The organism is Falsiroseomonas selenitidurans (assembly GCF_012103215.1).
GTDB lineage: Bacteria > Pseudomonadota > Alphaproteobacteria > Acetobacterales > Acetobacteraceae > Falsiroseomonas > Falsiroseomonas selenitidurans.
Map to the genome: position 1 here is coordinate 74,335 of NZ_JAAVNE010000005.1, position 19,077 is coordinate 93,411.

At 70.6% G+C, this 19,077-nt stretch carries 15 protein-coding genes; 11 read left to right on the forward strand and 4 right to left on the reverse strand.

The window, feature by feature from the left end:
- Positions 1–184: 184 nt before the first annotated feature.
- The 7 genes from HEQ75_RS04925 (at position 185) to HEQ75_RS04955 (ending at position 7,056) form a co-directional block, all read left to right on the forward strand.
- Positions 185–502: an HNH endonuclease signature motif containing protein gene (locus HEQ75_RS04925; RefSeq protein ID WP_168027815.1), complete on the forward strand. Its 318-nt coding sequence runs from the start codon at positions 185–187 to the stop codon at positions 500–502.
- Between the two features lie 97 nt (positions 503–599).
- Positions 600–1,181 carry a terminase small subunit gene (locus HEQ75_RS04930; protein WP_168027816.1) on the forward strand — a complete coding sequence of 194 codons (582 nt, stop codon included), beginning with the start codon at positions 600–602 and terminating at the stop codon, positions 1,179–1,181.
- A gap of 3 nt (positions 1,182–1,184) precedes the next feature.
- Complete coding sequence (locus HEQ75_RS04935) at positions 1,185–2,864, forward strand: terminase large subunit domain-containing protein (RefSeq protein WP_168027817.1); 1,680 nt, start codon at positions 1,185–1,187, stop codon at positions 2,862–2,864.
- Complete coding sequence (locus HEQ75_RS04940) at positions 2,858–4,108, forward strand: phage portal protein (RefSeq protein ID WP_168027818.1); 1,251 nt, start codon at positions 2,858–2,860, stop codon at positions 4,106–4,108. The genes HEQ75_RS04935 and HEQ75_RS04940 overlap by 7 nt, the downstream gene beginning before the upstream one ends.
- 2 nt (positions 4,109–4,110) lie before the next feature.
- Positions 4,111–4,839: an HK97 family phage prohead protease gene (locus tag HEQ75_RS04945; protein ID WP_168027819.1), complete on the forward strand. Its 729-nt coding sequence runs from the start codon at positions 4,111–4,113 to the stop codon at positions 4,837–4,839.
- 10 nt (positions 4,840–4,849) lie between these two features.
- Complete coding sequence (locus HEQ75_RS27790; protein WP_209318352.1) at positions 4,850–6,820, forward strand: phage major capsid protein; 1,971 nt, start codon at positions 4,850–4,852, stop codon at positions 6,818–6,820.
- A gap of 11 nt (positions 6,821–6,831) precedes the next feature.
- Positions 6,832–7,056 (forward strand): hypothetical protein, encoded by a 225-nt coding sequence (locus HEQ75_RS04955; protein WP_168027820.1) that lies wholly within the window; start codon positions 6,832–6,834, stop codon positions 7,054–7,056.
- Between the two features lie 2 nt (positions 7,057–7,058).
- Here HEQ75_RS04955 and HEQ75_RS04960 read toward each other — a convergent pair whose 3' ends face one another.
- On the reverse strand, positions 7,059–7,364 hold the full coding sequence (locus tag HEQ75_RS04960; RefSeq protein ID WP_168027821.1) for a helix-turn-helix domain-containing protein: 306 nt from the start codon (positions 7,362–7,364) through the stop codon (positions 7,059–7,061).
- Entirely contained in the window at positions 7,364–7,690 is a 327-nt protein-coding gene (locus tag HEQ75_RS04965) for a type II toxin-antitoxin system RelE/ParE family toxin (RefSeq protein ID WP_168027822.1), read from the reverse strand. Before HEQ75_RS04965 ends, HEQ75_RS04960 begins: the two co-directional genes overlap by 1 nt.
- 167 nt (positions 7,691–7,857) lie before the next feature.
- Between HEQ75_RS04965 and HEQ75_RS04970 the strand changes: the two genes are divergently transcribed.
- Both HEQ75_RS04970 and HEQ75_RS04975 read left to right on the forward strand, forming a co-directional pair.
- Positions 7,858–8,295, forward strand: coding sequence for a hypothetical protein (locus HEQ75_RS04970; RefSeq protein ID WP_168027823.1), 438 nt, complete (start codon positions 7,858–7,860; stop codon positions 8,293–8,295).
- A gap of 32 nt (positions 8,296–8,327) precedes the next feature.
- Positions 8,328–8,645 carry a phage tail assembly chaperone gene (locus HEQ75_RS04975; RefSeq protein ID WP_168027824.1) on the forward strand — a complete coding sequence of 106 codons (318 nt, stop codon included), beginning with the start codon at positions 8,328–8,330 and terminating at the stop codon, positions 8,643–8,645.
- Positions 8,646–8,665: 20 nt separating this feature from the next.
- Here the strand turns inward: HEQ75_RS04975 and HEQ75_RS04980 are convergent, their stop codons facing one another.
- Together HEQ75_RS04980 and HEQ75_RS04985 are read right to left on the reverse strand one after the other, a co-directional pair.
- Positions 8,666–9,007 carry an addiction module antidote protein gene (locus HEQ75_RS04980; RefSeq protein ID WP_209318353.1) on the reverse strand — a complete coding sequence of 114 codons (342 nt, stop codon included), beginning with the start codon at positions 9,005–9,007 and terminating at the stop codon, positions 8,666–8,668.
- Positions 9,004–9,300 (reverse strand): type II toxin-antitoxin system RelE/ParE family toxin, encoded by a 297-nt coding sequence (locus tag HEQ75_RS04985; protein ID WP_168027825.1) that lies wholly within the window; start codon positions 9,298–9,300, stop codon positions 9,004–9,006. Before HEQ75_RS04985 ends, HEQ75_RS04980 begins: the two co-directional genes overlap by 4 nt.
- 106 nt (positions 9,301–9,406) lie before the next feature.
- On the opposite strand from HEQ75_RS04985, the gene HEQ75_RS04990 reads away from it, so the two are divergent.
- A complete protein-coding gene (locus tag HEQ75_RS04990) occupies positions 9,407–17,518 on the forward strand; it encodes a hypothetical protein (RefSeq protein ID WP_168027747.1) in 8,112 nt (2,703 codons plus the stop codon).
- A complete protein-coding gene (locus tag HEQ75_RS04995; protein WP_168027826.1) occupies positions 17,515–19,077 on the forward strand; it encodes a hypothetical protein in 1,563 nt (520 codons plus the stop codon). The genes HEQ75_RS04990 and HEQ75_RS04995 overlap by 4 nt, the downstream gene beginning before the upstream one ends.

Sequence of the window (19,077 nt, forward strand, 5' to 3'; positions counted from 1 at the left end):
AGAGTTGCCAGCTCTGGTACTGCGACACTGCCTCTCTCGCCCCCCCTCCGAAATTCGAGACAGCCTCTTGCAACGGGGACGGCGAGGAGCGATACATAATCATCATCAGGATCTGCGCCCGGCAGCCGAGAGGCCCCGGGCGCAGTGCATTCCGGTCCCCGCCGTCGCCTCGAGGACCCGCCCCATGCCGACCAGGCTCCGCCCTGCGCCGGCGCTGTTCCGCGGGCTCGACCAGCGCGTCGCCCGGCCCCAGCCCAAGCGCGCCGATCCCATCTACGCCACCCCTGACCACGCCCGCTGGCGCGCCGAGGTGGTGCGCCGCAGCGGCGGGCAATGCCAGGCACCCGGCTGTGGCCGCACCGGCATCCGCCTCTTCGCCGACCACATCGTGGAGCTGCGCGACGGTGGCGCGCCCTTCGACCCGGCCAACGGGCAGGCGCTGTGCGGCGCCTGCCACTCCCGCAAGACCGCCGCGGCGCGCGCGGCACGGCAGAGGGGGTAGGGGGGTCGGATCTTGCCGGCCGAAGGGGCCCCTACCGCACCCGGTCTCATTCAGAGGTTTTTTTCGCCCGGCGCGCTGTGGCCGGGGGAGGCTAAGCTTGCTGACCGAAAAGCAAAGCCGGTTCGTCGAAGCCTATCTCCTTGATCCCAATGGAAAGAAGGCTGCAATTGCGGCCGGATATGCCGCCTCTTCGGCCGAGGTCACCGCCTCGAAGTTGCTAAGGCACCCTAAGGTCGCGGCAGAGCTCTCCCGGCGCCGCGCGATCGTCGAGGCGAGCACTGGCGTGACCATCGAGAGCATCGTTCTCGAGCTCGCGAAGATCGGCTTCGCCGACATCCGCAAGGTGGTCGCCTGGCGCAGCCACGTCCCACAGATGGTTGAGGACCCGGAAACCAACGAGCCGAAGCTGCAGGTGGTGAACGAGGTGCGGTTCATCGACAGCGCGGACATCGACGACGCGACGGCCGGCGCGATTGCCGAGATCACCCAGACGGCAGAGGGCACGCTGAAGGTGAAGCTGCACGACAAGCCGGGCGCGCTGGTGAAACTCGGCCAGCACCTGGGCATGTTCCGTCCGCCCTCGGCGCCGTCCACCGAGAAGCCAGGCAAGAAGGCGGCTGCCAACATGGCCGCCCAGGACGCCGAGAAGGACACCGACTGGGACGGGCTGATCAACTGAACCATGTCCTGGGACCTCTCCTGCCCTGACTGGGTGGACCGCCTGCGGAACGGAAAATCTCTCGTTCCCGATCTGCCACAACTGGACCGGGCGGCCGCTGACCGCGCTGTCACGGTCTTCGATCGCCTTCGCCTCGCGGATGTGCCGGGCACGCCGCTTCTGCGCGATGCCGCCGGCGACTGGTTCCGCGACATCGTGCGCGCGCTGTTCGGCTCGATCGACCCCGCAACCAAGCAGCGCATGATCCGCGAGGTCTTCTGCCTCGTCCCCAAGAAGAACAGCAAGACGTCCTACGGCGCGCTGCTGATGCTGGTGGCCATCCTGCGGAACGAGCGCCCGAAGGCGCGCTTCATCATGACGGCGCCGACGCAGGACATCACCGAACTCGCCTTTGGCCAGGTCTCCGGCGCCATCCGGCTTGACGTGGTGCTGAACCAGAAATTCCACATCCGCGACCACCTCAAGACCATCGTGCATCGCAAGAGCCAGGCGACGCTTGAGATCATGAGCTTCGACCCGGCGGTGCTGACCGGCCAGAAGCCGGCCGGGATCTTCATCGACGAGGTGCATGTCGTCTCGAAGATGGCGAAGGCAGCGAATGCGATCCGACAGCTGCGCGGCGGCATGATCGCGGCGCCCGAATCCTTCATGGTGATGATCACCACGCAGTCGGAGGAGCCGCCCGCTGGCGTGTTCCGGGCCGAGTTGGCGAAGGCGCGGGACATCCGGGACGGCAAGCAAGACGGCGCCATGCTGCCGGTGCTCTATGAATTCCCGCCGGAGATGCAGGCGGATTCGGAGAGCAAGCCGGGTGCGTGGCGCGACCCCGCGAACTGGGCGATGGTCACGCCGAACGCTGGCCGGTCCATCACCATCGCGCGGCTGATCGAGGAATACCGCACCGCCCTGGCCACGAGCCCGGAGGAACTGCGGGCCTGGGCCTCGCAGCACCTCAATGTGGAGATCGGGCTGGCGCTGCGCAGCGATGCCTGGGCCGGTGCCAAGCACTGGGAGGGCCGCGCGGATCGCAGCCTGACGCTGCCGGCGCTGATCGCGCGCAGTGAGGTCATCACCATCGGCATCGATGGCGGCGGGCTGGATGACCTGCTGGGCCTGGCGGTGCTGGGCCGGGAGCGCGGCGCGCGGCGGTGGTTCCTGTGGTGCCGCGCCTGGGCGCATCGCGGCGTGCTGGATCTGCGCAAGAGCGAGGCCCCGAAAATGCTGGACCTGGAGGCCGACGGCGACCTGGTCTTCGTCGATGACCTGACCGAGGCGAACAGCGAACTGGCGGAGATCGTGGTCGAGGTCGAGCAAAGCGGGCTGCTCGCGGAAATCGGGCTCGACATGTACGGCACGACAGATGCCCGCGACGCGCTCGCGCAGGTCGGCATCGAGGGCGACGACCGGATCGTCGGCATTCAGCAGGGATGGCGCCTCAACGGGACCATCAAGACCATGGAGACACGCCTGGCCTCGGCGACGCTGATCCATGGCGGGCAGGCGCTGATGGCCTGGTGCGTCGGCAACGCAAAGGTGGTGGCGGTGGGCAATGCCATCAGCATCACGAAGCAGGCTTCCGGCACGGCGAAGATCGATCCGCTGATTGCCGCCTTCTGCGCCGGCGCGCTGATGGTCAGGAACCCGCAGGCGAAGACGAAAGAGGTCTGGGCCGTGGCATGCTGACAGGTCTCGCGAAATGGTGGCTGGAGCGGAAGGCGGTCAGCTTCACCAGCTCCTGGGTGGAGGCCATTTTCGCCGGCGCCAAGGCGAATTCCGGCGTGCAGGTCAGCACCAATTCGGCGCTCCAGCAGACCGCGATGTTGCGCGCCATCATGGTGAAGGCCGACATCTCGCAGATCCCGCTCGTGCTGCGCCGGCGTCAGGGCAAGGGCGCGGTCGATGCCGCAGACCACTACCTTTACGACATGATGCTGCACCAGCCGAATGGCTGGATGGACGGTGTGGAGTGGGTGCGCACCACCATCATGCACTTCGCCGCGACCGGCCAGGCGATCAGCTACCGCAATATCGATCGCCGCGGGCGCATCAGGGAGCTGATCCCGATCCGGCCGGAATGCGCGGCCATCGACGTCAATACCATGATGGAGATGGAGTACACGCTACAACTGGAGAACGCGCACCAGGTCAAATGCGGCCGCGACCAGGTGTTCCACTTCCGCGGCCCCTCCTGGGATGGGTTCCGCGGCCTGGACCCGGTGGCGCTGGGCCGGGAGGCCCTGGGCCTGGCCCAGGCGACCGAGAAGAGCCAGGCGCAGCTGCACCAGAACGGGGTCCGTGCGAACGGCCTGTTCAAGCTGGCCGGCAAGCCGCCGCAGGAGGAGAAGGACCGCGTCCGCGAGATGATCGCTGCGACCTACACCGGGGCCAATGCCGGCCGGCCGATCCTCGCCAGCGATGCGCTGAGCTTCGAGCCGCTGACGATGAAGGGCAGCGAGGCCGAGACCATCCAGACGCGCGGCTTCCAGATCGAGGAGATCGCGCGGCTGCAGGGCGTGTTCACCATCATGCTGGGTCACGCCGGTGACCAGAGCCCCACCTTCGCCAGTGCCGAAGCCTTCTTCGGCGCGCATGTCCGCTACACCTACCAGCCGTTGATCCGTGCCTTCCTGGCGGCGCTGAACACGCAGCTTCTGACGCGGGAGGAACGCGCCGAGGGGCTGCATTTCGAGATGGACACGTCCGAGCTGCTGCGGGGCAGTCTTCGGGACCGCGCCGAGTACTACAAGGCCGCGATCGGCAACGCCTCGCAGCCCGGCTGGCTGACGCCGAACGAGATCCGCATCGACGATGAATGGAACGAGGATCCGTCGCCGCGGATGAACCAGGTGCAGTTCCCGATGACGATGCGCGACGCGGGTGAACCGCCACCGCCCACCACCCCACCTTCACCGCACGCGGGAGCCTGACAATGGAGCTCGGCAGCATCGGCGTGGCCTGGGAGGTCAAGTTCTCGCCTGACCAGGCGCCCGGTACCTTCGAGGGCTACGCCTCGATCTTCGGCAACATGGATGCCGCAGGCGATGTGGTGGAGCCGGGTGCCTTCGCGGCCTCGTTGCTGGAGCGCGAACGGAAGGGCCAGGGCCTGCCGCCCATGTACAAGATGCACGGCACGCCCGGCGGTGCGGATCCCGATCCGATCGGCATCTGGGAGCACATGGCGGAGGACAGCACCGGCCTGGCGGTGAAGGGCCGCCTGGTAGGGCTGGATACCGACCGCGGTCGATGGAACCTCTCCATGGTGAAGGAGGGGGCGATGCGCGGCCTGTCCATCGGCTTCCGCGCGCGGAGCTTCAAGATGGGCTCCGGCCGCATCGGCGAGCCGCGGCGCCACCTGCGGGCGGTGGCGCTGAAGGAGGTCTCCCTCGTGGATGACCCCGCCAACCATATGGCGCGTATCTACGCCATGAAGAGCCGGTGGCTCGACGCCGCCGGCATGATCGACCCGCGGGCGCTCGAGGAAGAGCTGCGGCGCGAATTGAAATTCTCGAGGTCGGACGCCGTGAAGGCGATCGGCATCGTGAAGCGGCACCTGCGTGATGCGGGTGAGGACCAGCCGGACACGGACCTTCGTGATGAAGGGGCAGCGGCAGCATGGCTCGGTGCGCTGAAGCGCAGGGCCGCCACCCTGAAAGCATGAGGATCGGACGATGGAGCCGCAGGACGTGAAGACCGCCGTGGACACGGTGATGACCGCCTTCGAGGAGTTCAAGGCGGCGAATGACAAGCGCCTGGCCGAGATCGAGAAGAAGGGCTCGGCCGACATCCTGCTGAGCGAAAAGGTCGGCAAGATCGAGACCACGCTGGCCAATTTCGAGGGGCTGAACCAGCGCCTGACGGCCGCGGAGCTGAAGGCGAAGCAGGCGGCGGACGAGGTCGACCAGATCGAGGTGAAGCTCGGCCGCCTGGCCGGCACGCGCCAGGACAACCCGCTGGAGTACAAGCGCCGGGTGAATGCCTGGGGCCGGGCCGTGGTGCATGCCCACACCATCGGCGTGGTGAACCTGGGCGAGGATGAGCGCAAATCGCTGCAGGCGGTGCAGGACGAGTACAGGGCGCTCGCGGTCTCGCCCGACACCGCCGGCGGCTATCTCGCGCCCACCGAATATGTGCGGGAGATCATCAAGGGCGTCACGGAGGCCACCCCCTTCCGCGCCGCCGTGCGCGTCCGGCAGACCACGCAGAAGGCAATCCACCTGCCGCGGCGCACCGGCCAGTTCGCCGCCCGCCGCACCTCGGAGCAGGGACCCCGGCCCGAGACCGGCGGCCTCGCCTACGGCATGGAGGAGGTGGCGGTCCCTGAGATGTATGCGCTGATCGATATCAGCCAGCAGATGCTCGAGGACGGCGCCTTCGACATGGAGGCCGAGATCCGGATGGAGGCGAATGAGCAGTTCTCGGTGAAGGAGGGCGCCGAGTTCGTCGCCGGCACGGGCGTGGGCGAGTTGGAGGGCATCCTGACCCCCAGCGGCGTCGCGGGGGTCGTCAGCGGCGCCGCAACGGAGCTGACCGGCGACGGCGTGCTGAGCCTCTTCTACGGCATCAAGACCGCCTATGCCCGCAACGCGGTGTGGATGATGTCGCGCCCGACCATCGGCGCGGTGCGCAAGCTGAAGGACAGCCACGGCCAGTATCTGTGGATGCCCGGCCTGGCCGCCGGCGTGCCGAACACCATCAACGGCGCCGCCTATGTCGAGGCGCCGGACATGCCGGCGGTGGCGGCGGGCAGCAACGCCCGCGATGCGGCGCTGGAGACGAAGATCGACGAGGCATCCGGGGCCATCGCCGACTGGTGCGGCCGCACGCTTGCGCAGGAGGCGGTGTCGGAGGTCTTCCGGTTGTCGGGCCCGCTGGATGTCTTGGCGCTGGCCCGCCGGCCGGTCGTGGCCATTGCGTCGGTGACCTGCGACGGCACCGTGCTGCCGGCGGATCGCTATGAGCATCACCCGGAGAGCGGCAGGCTCTGGCGGCTGTGCAGCGGCGCGCGGGCAATGTGGACCGGCGCGAAGGTGGTGGTGGCCTACACCGGCGGCTATGCGCTGCCCGAGGGCGCGCCGCCGGCGCTGAGCCGCGCCTGCATCGTGCTGGCCACCAGCTGGTGGCAGGCGCGCGGCCGGGACGCGACAGTGCGCAGCGAGAGCACGGGCTCCTCGCCCCACTTCACCTTGCCGACCGCCTCCGTAACGCTGCCGCTGTCGGTGGCGGATGCTTCCATTCGGCTGGGCTCGGAGAACCTGCTGGACGTCACCGCCTTCACCCTGAACTACGACCTCGGCGCCGGCCCGGCGGAGGTCATTGCCAACCGCTACACGCCGGATGTCTTCACCAACCTGGCCAATGTCACCGGCTCCATCACCACGCTGCGCCGCAACCTGGACCAGGTGAGCAACTTCCTGAACGAGACGCAGCTCGCCCTGCATGTGCTGATGGCGGAGAACGAGACCTCTCCTGCCGACTTCCTGGCGCTCTGCCTCACCAACCTGACGCTGGGCGGGGCGAACAAATCCGCCCTCGGCGCCGACGGACCCCGCACGCAGGAACTGCCGATCATGGTCGGCATCGACGAGGCCGGCGGCGCCTTCGACGCCACCATGCTGAAGCTCGTGCGCTCCAACACCTGAAGGAGAACCCCATGGATCATGTGAAGACCGTCACCGGCGCCGCCGCGGCGCTGGCCGAGGCCATCGGCGCCGCTCGCGCGGCCGGCTACCGGGTGCCGTTCCCGGATCACGCGCTGGCCGGCATCGCCATCAGCGAGACCGGCCGGGTGGCGCAGGCCGGGCCGGCCAGCGCGCCCGCCCCGCAGGCGGACGTGCCGCTGGTCGGCAAGGCCAGCAAGCCCGCCCCGGCGGCCTGATCTCAGGCGGCCAGGGCGCGAACCACCGCATCCGGCTCTGCCGCAATCACCTTCAGCAGGGTGCGCGCGGCAGGATCAGGCCGGCGCAGGCCCTGCTCCCAGTCCCGCAGCGCCGCAACGCGCAGGCCGAAACGCTCCGCAAAGGCTTCCCGGGTGAGGCCCATCTTCTCCCGGATGGCCCGGACATCGGGCACATCCGGCGCAAGATGGACGCGCGCCGCATCTGCCTCTCCCCGCACGATCGCTGCGGCCTCGGCCACCGCGGCAACCAGTTCGTCGGCGACGTTGATCTTCGGCTTCCTGGCCATCAGCGCATCTCCTTCATCGTGGCAACCAGTTGCTGCACCGCCTTCCGCTGCACAGGGGTCAGGTCGGCCTGCTCGTTCTTACCGTAGAGGAAGAAGGCGAGGATCGGCCGCCCCTCGTTCAGCAGGTAGTAGATCACCCGGAAGGCACCGCTCTTGCCTCGCCCGGCCGGCGCCCAGCGAAGCTTCCGCACGCCGCCCAGGCCAACCATGACGTCGCCGGCCTCCGGATTGTTCGCCAGCGTCGCGATCAGCTCCGCCCGCTCCGCCTGCGACAGCAGCGCATCGGCGCGGCGGGTGAAGCTGGAGGTCTCCACGACGCTGTGCATGACCTGGTTATACAGCAATGCGGTAGTTTAACAACCGCAATGCGGTAGTCCCGACACGATTTCAGCAATCCCGGCCGCAGGGCCGGGTGGCGCCACGGCGCCGGGGGCGACGCCTTGCGGGTGGCGTCGACCCCATCTCCCGCACCCCGCACCCGCAAGAGGACCCCATGGACATCCTGGACATCGACAGCGTCGAGACGGCGGACGTCGCCATCCTGACCATCCACCATCCCGCCACCGGCGCGGCCACGACCTGGAAGATGCAGATCGCCGGCCCCGGGCACGCCGCCACACTGGCGCTGCAGAACGAGGTGGCGCGGGAGCGCCTGCGCGAGGAGAAGGCGCAGGAACAGGCCCGCGCCAATGGCCGCAAGTGGAAGGCCACGGACCTGGACCCGGAGGAGGAGCGCCTGAAATCCATGCGCCGCGTCTCCCGCCGCATCATCGGCTGGTCCGACGTCACGCTGAACGGCCAGGCCTTCCCCTACTCGGCGGAGAACGCCTTCCTGGTCATGTCCGATCCGAAGCGCGGCTGGATCGCCCAGCAGGTGATGGACTTCTTCGGATCCGACGCGGCTTTTATCAAGAGCTCCGCGAGGACCTGATCGCCTTCGCGGAGCATGAGTTCGGCCTCTGGGTGCCGGACAAGAACGGCGTCTCGGCGCGGGAAACCCTGGAAGGCCTGCTGGCCCGGCGCCTGAGCGACAAGGCCCGGGCGGAGGTCGAGGCAGACCTGCAGGGCCCGCCGCTGCCCGCCGCCGGCGCCTATCTCTGGGACTGGTTCCTGGAACTGCACGACGCCAGGCCGGCCGGCGGAATGGGCGGACCGGCGAGCCTCACCTACGCCGATATCCAGGCCTGGTGCGGCCTGCGCGGCGTGCGTCTGGCCCCCTGGGAAACCGCGGCGCTGACGGCGCTGGACCGGGCATTTCGAAGGGCAATGGCGAAGGGATAGCAGGTCCTGGCGCCTCCTCCCTACGCCGCCGCGCGCATCTTGCGCGGCGGCGCCTTCGGCTTGGCCCGCTTCTTCGTCTTGGCGGTCAGACCGATGTCGAGCGCGGCCAGGACCTTGAGCACGGTGGCGAGGCTGGGATTGCCGCCTTCGTGGAGGGATTTGTAGAGCGTGTCGCGCGGAATGCCTGCGGCCTTGGCAAGCGCCGTCATGCCGCGCGCGCGGGCGACGACGCCAAGCGCCTGCGCAATTTCGCCCGCGTCGCCGTCCTCGATCACGATCCGCAGGTATTCGGCCTGTGTCTCGGGGTCGCCGAGGAACTCGGCGGTATCCCAAGGATAGGTCTTCGTCGCGTCCATCGTCATTCCTCCAATCCGGCGGCTACGGCCTTGGCGGCGGCGATATCCCGGCTCTGCCGAGCTTTGGTCCCGCCGCCCAGCAGCACGACCAGAACCGCGCCGCGCTGAGTGAAATAGACCCGGTAGCCCGGGCCATAGGTGATCCGAAGTTCCGAAACGCCATCGCCGACCGACTTCCAGTCGCCGAAGTTGCCGTTCTGCATGCGGTCGATCCGCACCAGCACCCGGGCCTTGGCGGATGAATCCTTGAGGCCGTCCAGCCAGGCTTCAAACGCAGCGGTGCGGCGCATCGTGTGCATGTCCGTATAGTATCTTCTACGTGCTGGGCTGCAAGGCCCTGTATAGCATCTTCTACAACAATCGCGGTCCATGCTTCTGGGGCGGACTTGTTCATAGGAGGTGTCCATGAGCGGATCGCAGGCCGTCACGGCGCTGGTGTTCGACGCTTCGGATGCCGCGGCCGGTGCCGCGCAGTTCGACGCCGCCGGCCGGCGGATCATCGCCGCGAACCAGGCCGTGGCCACCGCGACCACCCGGACCGTGGACGCCATCGGCAATTCCGAACGCGCGCTGGCCCGCCTCACCGAACGGTTCGACCCGGCCTACAGGGCGCAGCAGATCTTCGCGCGCGAGGCCGAGAAGGCGACGCGCATCCTGGATGCCAGCGGGGCTGCGGAGACCCGACGGGCGCAGATCCTCGCGGCCGTCGCCGATCGCTACGACCCGCTGATCCGCGCGGAACGCGAGCGCGCGCGGGCGGCGGAGGATGCATCGCGGGAAGCCACCCGTGCCGATGAGGCCGCGGCGGAGGCCAAGCGCCGCGCCGTGGCGTCCCAGCTTGCGGACCTCGCCCGCCTGCGCGCGGCCATCGACCCGCTGTATGCCGCGAACCAGCGCGCCGCGGAGGCGGTGGAGACGCTGGACCAGGCCTTCCGCCGCGGCCAGATCGGTGCCGCGGACTATTCCCGCTCCGTCGCGCTGGTCGGCCAGCAGCGCGACCGCGCCGTCGCGCAGGCCGATGGCAGCGCCGCCGCCGCGCGCGCGGCAGCCGCGGCGGTGGAGCAGGAGGCGGCGGCCTTCACCCGGCTGCGCGTCGCGCTCGACCCCGCCTTCGCCAGCCAGCAGCGCGCCGCCGCGGCGGCGGGCGCGCTGGCGCAGCAGCAGGATGTGCTGAACGCGGCCCTGGCGCGCGGCGCCGTCTCGCAGGCCGAGCATGCCCGGCTGGTGGCCGCGGCGACGGCCGCCCATCAGCGTTCCACCCTCGGCGTCGCGGATTTCGCGGTGGCGAACGACAATGCCGGCGCCTCGGCCCGCCGGCTCGGCCAGTTCGCCGGCCAGGCGGGTTTCCAGGTGCAGGACTTCACCGTCCAGGTCGCCGGCGGCCAGAACGCCCTGGTCGCCTTCGCGCAGCAGGGCTCGCAGCTGCTGGGCTTCCTTGGCCCGGCCGGCGCGATCGCCGGCGCGGCGCTGGCCATCGCCGCGGTCACTGCGAACTTCCTGCTGGGCCGCGACGCCGCGGATCTGATGCGCGAAAGCCTGGAGCGCCAGGCGGCCTCCTTCCAGGCGGTGGAGCAGGAAGCCCAGCGCCTGCGCGACGGCCTGGCGACAGAAGCGCGCCAGGTGCGCGAGCTTGCCACCTACTACGACACGCTGACCGATGCGCGGCGCAGCCAGGAGCTGCGGCAGTTCACGCGCGATCAGCAGGATCTGATCGCGACGCAGGACCGGCTGCGCGACAGCGCGCTCGGCGTCACCGCCGCGCTGTCGCAGCAGTTCCAGCAGCAGATCTTCGATGCGGAGCAGGGGGCGGCCCGCGACTATGGGCGAGGCTCGCCGGAATACGCGGCCATCGTCTCCAACCCCGATCTGGAGCGCATGCGGCAATTCGTCGCGCTCGTCGAAGGCTTCCGGGAGACCGGCGACGTCAGCCGGGAGGCACTGGCCCGGCTGTATCAGGGCATGCTCGGCCTTGCGGATGGCTCGGATATCGTCAGCGAGCGACTGCGCCGCCAGGCCACGGAGCTCGACAAGCTCACCGGCACGGCGGGCGAGGTGGAGGCGGCGCAGACGCAGCTCGAACTGCGCGCGCGGGCGCTCGGCCTGGGCATCGACACGGCAACCGCGGCGTCGGAGCGGCTGCGGCGCGCGCTGGACGCGCTCAAATCCTATGATGCGCGCATCGCCGACGGCATCGGCCAGGAAATCGGCGACCTGCAGCGCCAGGTGAATGCCGCGACCCGCGGTGCCGATGCGCTGCGGCTGGAGCAGGCGGACATCGCGCGGGAGGCGCGGCTGCGGGATCTGCTGGCGGATCGCGCCAAGGAGCTGGAGCGGCTTGGCATCACGGGCCAGGACGCGGCGGACAGCATGGCCGCCTTTCGCGCGGAAAACGATGCCAACCTGCGACAGGCGCAGCGGCTGACGGAACAGCTGCGCCAACAGGAGGAAGGCTTCCGGTCGGTCACCCGCGCGGCGCGCCAGACCGTCGAGGCCTATGGCGATGTCCGCAGCACCAGCCCCTCCGGCCTGGAGATCCTCGGCGCCGCCGATCAGCGCGCCATCACGGAGATCCAGCGGGCGCTGCGCAACAGCGAGATCGACCCGGCCGTGCGGGAGCGCTCGATGCAGCGGGCGCTGCAGGATGCGTCGCGGGAGGCCGAACGGCTTGACCGGCAATTCGACAGCCTGACCAATGATTTCGGCAGGTCCCTGACGCAGACCACCTTTGCCGCGCTGGAGGAGGGGGCGGGCCGCGGCCAGTCGGTGTTCGCCTCCCTGGCCTCGGGATTCGGCTCCATCCTGCGGCAATCCGTCGCGCAAGCCCTGAATGTCAGCCTGGTGACCCCGGGCATCCGCTCCCTGGCGTCCGGCATCGGCTTCACCGGCGCGGATGGCGGCCAAGGCAGCCTGCTGGGCAGCCTCGGCAACTACACGGGCCTGTCCGGGCTGCTGCCGAATGGCGGCATCCTCGGCGGCGTCAATAGCCTGGGCGTGTCGTCCGGGCTGTTCGGCAATGGCATCACCGCATTGTCGCAAGGCCCGACCCTATCCGGGGCGACGCTGGACAGCACCGCCGTCTCGGGTCTGTTCGGCTCCGCCTCGCTGTCCAGCGTCCTTGGCGGCGCCGGCCTTGGCTTCGGCGCCGGCACCCTGCTGAACAGCGTCCTCGGCGGCAACAGCGCCGGCGGCATGGTGGGCAGCGGCGCGGGCGCGCTGGCGGGCTCGCTGGCGGCGGCCGGCGGCTTCCTGGGGCCGCTTGGCGTCCTGGGCGGCGGGCTGCTGGGCGGCGCGCTCGGCGGCGGCCTTGGCGGCCTGTTGGGCGGCGGCGCGGCCAACAACGCCTACGGCTTCACCCTTTCGGCGCAGGACGGCCAGCTGGCCGCCAGCGGCCTGTCCACCACGGGCAATGGCAATGGCGGGGCGGAGGTGCTGGCGCAGGCGCAGCAGGCCATCGCCGCGGCCAATGCTGTGATCGCCGCCGCCGGCGTGACGGTGCAGGACAACCGCCGCGCCATCACCGGCACCAATTCCGCGGACCAGTCGGCATCCCTGGCCGATGCCCTCCGCTACTTCAGCTTCGGCGCGACGAACGACAACCGCCTGGACACCGTGCTGCAGGGCCGGCAGTTCGACAGCGTCGAGGCCCTGGCCGGCCTGATCCAGGAGGTGCAGGCCCTGGGCGCCGCGGTCGATGCCATCGCCGATCCGGTCTCCGCCTTCCAGCAGCAGGTCAACGCGCTGCAGACCAGCTTCGACGCCTCCATCCAATCCGCCCAGCGGCTGGGCTTCGGCGAGGCCGAGCTGACCGCGGAGCGTGCCAAGCAGGTGGCGGCGCTGATCGCGCAGCGCGACACGCAGGTCGCCGTCTCCCGCGCGGAGATCGCGGAGAACCTGCTGCGCGCCCAGGGCCGCACGGCGCAGGCCGATGCCGCCCAGTCGCAGCGGGAGGTCAATGCTGCCATCGAGGCCTATCGCACCAACCTCAAGGACATGGGCCTGACCCTGGCAGAGACCGCGCCGCATGTGGCCGCCCTGACGGAACAGCTGGTCGCCCAGCAGCAGGCCACCGCCGCCGCCCTGCGTCAGCAGCAGCGGGAGGCGATCGACGCGCTGGATCTGCTCAGCCGCCAGGCCACCGCGGCCCTCAGCGGGAATGCCGGAGATCAGCTGGCCGCGGACCTGTTCGCCGCGGACAGCCGCGCGGCCTCCGCCGTCTCGGAACTGGAAGCGCAGTTGAAGGCGCTGGGCTTTGCCGCGGCGGACATCACGCCGCGGGTGCGGCAGCTGATCCGCGCGCAGCAGGACCAGCGCCAGGCCATCATCGCAGAATACCAGGCCCGCCGCGACGCGGCCGCGCAGGCGCTGGACGATCGCCTGTTCGCCGCGACCACCGACACCAGCACACAGGATGGCGCGCTGGCGGCGCTGGAGCGCAGCCAGGCGCGGGAGCGGGTGGAGGCCGCGCGCATCGGCCTGGCGGACCTGACGGCGCTGGAAGCCACCCAGGCGGCGGAGCGCGCGGCCGTGGTGAAGCGCTTCGCTGATCAGGAACGCCAGGCGATCCTCTCCGCCGGCGGGTCCATCCGCAGCTACATCGACGGGCTGCGCTCCGGCGCCGGCGGCGGCGCCTCGCCGGAGGACCGGTTCAGCGCGGCGCAGGACGTCTTCGGGCGGGACCTGACGCTGGCGCGCGGTGGCGACCGGGATGCGCTGGCGCGCATCACCCAGTCGGCCGACACGCTGCTGCAATCCGGCCAGGCCATGTTTGCCTCCGGCGGGCAGTTCCAGGCGCTGCGCGACATGGTGCTGTCCAGCCTGGAAAGCCTGCCCGCGGTGAAGTCCTACGACCAGCTGATCTATGAGGAGCTGGCCAGCCTCGGCGGGTCCATCCAGGTGGAGGTGGCGCTGGCGGCGGAGCTGAAGCTGCGGGCGGACATCGACGCCGCGCTGGCGCTGATCGATACCAGCGCCGCCACGCCGCGCGCCAAGGCGGAGGCGGAAGCGGCCCTCAGCCAGCTGCGCGGCGTCGTGGACGCCATCCTGGTGCCCGGCGCCGTTACCTCGGCCGCGTTCGCTGCGGCGGCCGGCGCGATGTCCGCCATCACCGGCGCCCTGGCCGCCATCGCGGTCGCGCCAGGGGTCACGGATGCGGTGCGCAGCGAGGCGACAGCGCGGCTGCAGACCATCACGGCGGCCGTGTCGGCCCTCACCCTGGCGCCGGAGATCCCGGACACGGTGCGGGTCTCGGCCAGTCGGGCGCTGGAGGCGATCACGGGGGCCGTGGCGTCCATCGCCCTGGCGCCCGGCGTCACGGATGCGACCCGCGCGGCGGCGAATGCGGCGCTGGACGATATCCTGGGCCGGGTCTCGGCCATCAGCCTCGATGCTGCCATCCCGGCGGGTGTGCGGGAGCGCGCCAATGCGGTGCTGGCGACCATTGCCGGCAACGTCGCGTCGATCGCCCTGGCGCCCGGGGTCACCGATGCGGTGCGGGCCGCGGCCATCGCCCGTCTGGCTACCATCACCGGTGCCGTCAGCAGCATCAGCATGGCGGCGGCAGTGCCGGAGGCGGTGCGCGTCTCCGCCAGCACGGCGCTGGAGGCGATCTCGGGTGCGGTGACGGCCATTGCCCTGGCGCCCGGCGTCACGGATGCGACCCGCGCGGCGGCAAATGCGGCGCTGGACGATATCCTGGGCCGGGTCTCGGCCATCAGCCTCGATGCCGCCATCCCGGCGGGCGTGCGGGAGCGTGCCAATGCGGCGCTGGCGACGATCGCCGGGAACGTCGCGTCGATCGCCCTGGCGCCCGGGGTCACCGATGCAGTACGGGCCGCGGCCATCGCCCGTCTGGCCAACATCACCGGCGCCGTGAGCAGCATCAGCATGGCGGCGGCGGTGCCGGAGGCGGTGCGCGTTTCCGCTAGCACGGCGCTGGCCAGCATCAGCGGGGCGGTGAGCAGCATCGCCGTGGCACCTGGTGTCACCGACGTTACCAGGGCCAAGGCCAATGACGCCCTGGACACCATTGTCGGTCGGGTTTCGGCCATCACCATGGCGGCCGCAGTGCCCGAGGCGGTGCGGCTTACGGCCAACGCCGCCCTGGCCAGCCTGGCCGGCAATGTCGCCAGCATCGCCTTGGCGACGGGTGTAACCGACGCGGTGCGGGCCGCCGCCATTGCCCGGCTGGCCAGCATCACCGGCGCGGTCAGCAGCATCACGCTGGACCCTGCGGTGCCGGCCGCGGCCAAGGACAGCGCGACCAAGGCCCTGTCGACGATCGGCGGTGTCGTCTCGCAGATCGCGGTCTGGAACAGCGTCACCAATGCGGCGCGCGCTGCCGCGAACGAGGCCCTGAACGACATCGTCGGCGTCGTCTCCAAGATCAACGTCTGGAACAGCGTGACCAGCGCGGCCCGCGTCGCGGCCAATGATGCCCTGGGCAACATCGCCGGCAATGTCGGCTCGATTTCCCTGGCGCCCGGGGTGACCGATGCGGTGCGGACCGCGGCCATCGCGCGGCTGGCCAGCATCACCGGCGCGGTCAGCAGCATCACCATGGCGCCGTCGGTGCCGGAGGCGGTCCAGATCGCCGCCAACAGCGCCCTTGCCAGTATCTCCGGCGCCGTCACCAGCATCGCCATTGCCCCCGGCGTGACCAACGCCACCCGCCTGGCCGCCAATGACGCGCTGGATACCATCGTCGGCGTGGTTTCCCGCCTGAGCATGGACGCCGCCATCCCGGCCGGGGTGCGGGAGCGGGCGAGCGCGGCGCTGGCGACCATCGCCGGCAATGTGTCGTCGATCGCCCTGGCGACGGGCGTGACCGATGCGGTGCGGGCCGCGGCCATCGCCCATCTGGCCACCATCACCGGCGCGGTCAGCAGCATCAGCATGGCGGCGGCGGTGCCGGAGGCGGTACGTGTCTCCGCCAGCACCGCGCTGGCCAGCATCAGCGGCGTGGTCAGCAGCATCGCGATCGCCCCCGGGGTGACCAACGCCACCCGCCTGGCCGCCAATGACGCGCTGGACACCATCGTCGGCGTGGTTTCCCGCCTGAGCATGGATGCCGCCATCCCGGCCGGGGTGCGGGAACGGGCGAATGCGGCGCTGTCGGCTATCGCCGGCAACGTCGCCAGCATCGCCCTGGCGACGGGTGTGACCGAAGAGGTGCGGGCAGCGGCCATTGCCCGGCTGGCCAGCATCACCGGCGCGGTCAGCAGCATCACCATGGCGCCGTCGGTGCCGGCCGCGGCCAAGGACAGCGCGACCAAGGCCCTGTCGACGATCGGCGGTGTCGTCTCGCAGATCGCGGTCTGGAACAGCGTCACCAATGCGGCGCGCGCTGCCGCGAACGAAGCCCTGGACGACATCGTCGGCGTCGTCTCCAAGATCAACGTCTGGAACAGCGTGACCAGCGCGGCCCGCGTCGCGGCCAATGATGCCCTGGGCAATATCGCCGGCAGCATCAGCGAGATCGTGCTGGCGCCGGGCGCGACCGACCAGGTGAAGCAGGCTCTGCTGCGCGACGTCGGCAGCATCACCAGCGTCTTGAAGGTGGCGTCCGACATCTCGGGCATCCCGGCCGATCAGCTCGACGTGCTGTTCAGCGCCTCGGAGGTCATCACGCGGGCCATCGCGCTGCAGGCCACCGGCGGCACGCTGACCGCCGGCCAGCGGGACATCCTGCGGGCGGAGGCCGGAAAGTTCGACCGGGTGCTCAACAGCATCCTCGGCGGCGCGACCAGCCTCACCGCGGACCAGCGCGCGATACTGACCGCTGCCTCTGGCACCGTGGACCGGATCCTGCGCAACCAGGTGGAGACGACGGAAACCGTCTCCATCAGCCGGTCGATCGACGACAAGATCGGCGCGGCGCTGGCGACGCTGAACTACTCGGTGGCGCAGCAGCTCTCCTACCTGCACAACCTCGGCGACGTGCGGACCTATCTGTTCCACCTGCGGGAGGCCGCGCGCGGGGCGGGCGGTGGCCTGCGCGTCACCACGCTGCAGGCCAGCGGCGCCCTGAATGATGGCTTTGCCGTAGGTGGGAGCGAACTGGCCAACGCGCCGAGCTGGGGCGGGAACTATGGCGGGCTGCTCGCCAACGCGCTGGGCAACGCCATGGCGCATGCGCGCCTCATCCCCTTCGCCCTCGGCGGCCTGCCGGAGGTGGTCAGCGCGCCAACCATCGCGCCAATGGCCCTGTTCGGGGAGGCGGGGCCGGAGGCGATCATGCCGCTGCGCCGCGGCCGCGACGGCCGCCTGGGCGTCGAGGTGGTGGGGGCCAGCTCCTACCAGGCCAACGACAACCGCGCCGTGGTGGCGGAATTGCAGGCGGCGCGGCGCGAACTGGCGCAGATGCGGCAGGAACTGGCTGCCATCCGCCAGGGCCAGGACGGCCAGACGCAGGTGATCGCCGCCTCCGGTGACCAGAACATGGCCGGCCAGCGGGACATGGCGCGCATGCTGGCCGAAATGCGCGCTTCCGAGCGCCTCGCCCGGGCGCGGCCGGCATGAGCCTGATCTACCTGGCGGAGATCACCGCCTATGACCCGGCTGGCCCCGGCGTCGTCACCCTGCGCTACGCCACCGGCGCCGGCTACAGTGGCCCCGGTGCGCCGGGCTACTACGAGCCGCGGATCATCCGCCCGGCGCAGCTGCGCCGCACCGCCTTCGGCAGCGGCACGACCAGCGGCGCGGTGGAGACCGGCTATGGCGAGCTGGTGCTGGCCAATATCGACGGTGGGCTGGATGGGCTGATCGATCTCGGCCTGGACGGCCGCAGCATCCGCATCCTGCAGGGCGACGATGCCGCGGCCTATGGCAGCTTCCAGGTGCTCTTCGCCGGCACCATGGAGCAGCCGCGCTTCACCCTGGCCGAGGTGGCGATCCTGATCCGGGATCGCCTCTTCGAGCTCGACCGGCCGCTGCAGCCGACGAAGTTCGCCGGCACCAACGTCCTGCCGGATGGCCTGGAGGGCACCGACGACATCAAGGGCCAGCCCAAGCCCGTCGCGCTCGGCCTGGTCGAGAACGTGGCCCCGCCCATGGTGAACACGGCGCGGCTGATCCTGCAGCTGGCCGCCGGCTCCATCGCCGGCGCGACCCTCTATGATAACGGCGTCGCCCTGACGGCCGGTGCCGCCTATGCGGACATCGCCGACATGCAGGCCAACGCCCCGGCCGCCGGCGCCGCCCGCCTGCTCGCCACCGCCGGCGGCAGCTATGCCCGGCTCGGGTCGAGCCCGGCCGGCCAGGTCACCGCGGACATCACCCAGGTGGCGAGCGCGGCCGATCGCACCGTGGCGCAGCTGTTGCTGGGCCTGGCCACCGGCCCGGGCGGCATCGATCCGGCCGATGTTGTCTCCGCCGATGTCACCGCGCTCGACAGCGCCGCCCCGGCCGTTTGCGGCTACTGGGCCGGCGGCGAGGCCAGCGTCCGCCAAGCCATGGAGGCGGTGGCCGCTTCCGCCGGCGTCTGGTTCGGCTTCGATCGCCTCGGTCGGCTCCGCATGACGCAGCTCGCCGCACCCGCCGGCACGCCCGCCGCCACCTTCACGCGGCTCGACAGCAGCCGCGTCGCCACCGCAACCATCATCGACATCCTGGAGATCGAGCGCGAGACCTCGGGCGATGCCGGCCGCGGCATGCCCGCCTACCGCGTGACGGTGGAGTACCGCCGGAACCACACGGTGCAGACCGATGGCCTGGGCGGCGTGGTGGATGCCGCCCGGCGGGAGTTCCTCCGCGCGGAGTACCGCAGCGCCACCGCCACGGATGCCACGGTGCAGATTGTTCACCTGCTGGCGCCGGAGCTCGCCTTCCGGGGGCTGCTGGCCAATCCGGCTGACGCGCAGGCGGAGGCCGATCGGCTGCTCGCCCTCTACAAGGTCCGACGCGACCTGCTGCGGCTGCGCGCCCGCCTCGGCGATGCCCTGGCAGCGACGCTGGACCTCGGTGCGGTGGTGGAGGTTCGCCTGCCGCGCCTCGGCTATGGCGGCGGCAAGCTGTTCCGGATCCTCGGCATCGAGACGGACGCCGAGCGCGGCCTGGTCGATTTCAACCTCTGGGGCTGA

Coding starts and splice junctions, on each gene's coding strand:
- HEQ75_RS04965 (WP_168027822.1), bottom strand. CDS start 7,690: ATGCACAGCGTCGTGGAGACCTCCAGCTTCACCCGCCGCGCCGATGCG.
- HEQ75_RS04945 (WP_168027819.1), top strand. CDS start 4,111: ATGGAGCTCGGCAGCATCGGCGTGGCCTGGGAGGTCAAGTTCTCGCCT.
- HEQ75_RS04970 (WP_168027823.1), top strand. CDS start 7,858: ATGGACATCCTGGACATCGACAGCGTCGAGACGGCGGACGTCGCCATC.
- HEQ75_RS04940 (WP_168027818.1), top strand. CDS start 2,858: ATGCTGACAGGTCTCGCGAAATGGTGGCTGGAGCGGAAGGCGGTCAGC.
- HEQ75_RS04955 (WP_168027820.1), top strand. CDS start 6,832: ATGGATCATGTGAAGACCGTCACCGGCGCCGCCGCGGCGCTGGCCGAG.
- HEQ75_RS04935 (WP_168027817.1), top strand. CDS start 1,185: ATGTCCTGGGACCTCTCCTGCCCTGACTGGGTGGACCGCCTGCGGAAC.
- HEQ75_RS04985 (WP_168027825.1), bottom strand. CDS start 9,300: ATGCACACGATGCGCCGCACCGCTGCGTTTGAAGCCTGGCTGGACGGC.
- HEQ75_RS04980 (WP_209318353.1), bottom strand. CDS start 9,007: ATGACGATGGACGCGACGAAGACCTATCCTTGGGATACCGCCGAGTTC.
- HEQ75_RS04995 (WP_168027826.1), top strand. CDS start 17,515: ATGAGCCTGATCTACCTGGCGGAGATCACCGCCTATGACCCGGCTGGC.
- HEQ75_RS04990 (WP_168027747.1), top strand. CDS start 9,407: ATGAGCGGATCGCAGGCCGTCACGGCGCTGGTGTTCGACGCTTCGGAT.
- HEQ75_RS04960 (WP_168027821.1), bottom strand. CDS start 7,364: ATGGCCAGGAAGCCGAAGATCAACGTCGCCGACGAACTGGTTGCCGCG.
- HEQ75_RS27790 (WP_209318352.1), top strand. CDS start 4,850: ATGGAGCCGCAGGACGTGAAGACCGCCGTGGACACGGTGATGACCGCC.
- HEQ75_RS04925 (WP_168027815.1), top strand. CDS start 185: ATGCCGACCAGGCTCCGCCCTGCGCCGGCGCTGTTCCGCGGGCTCGAC.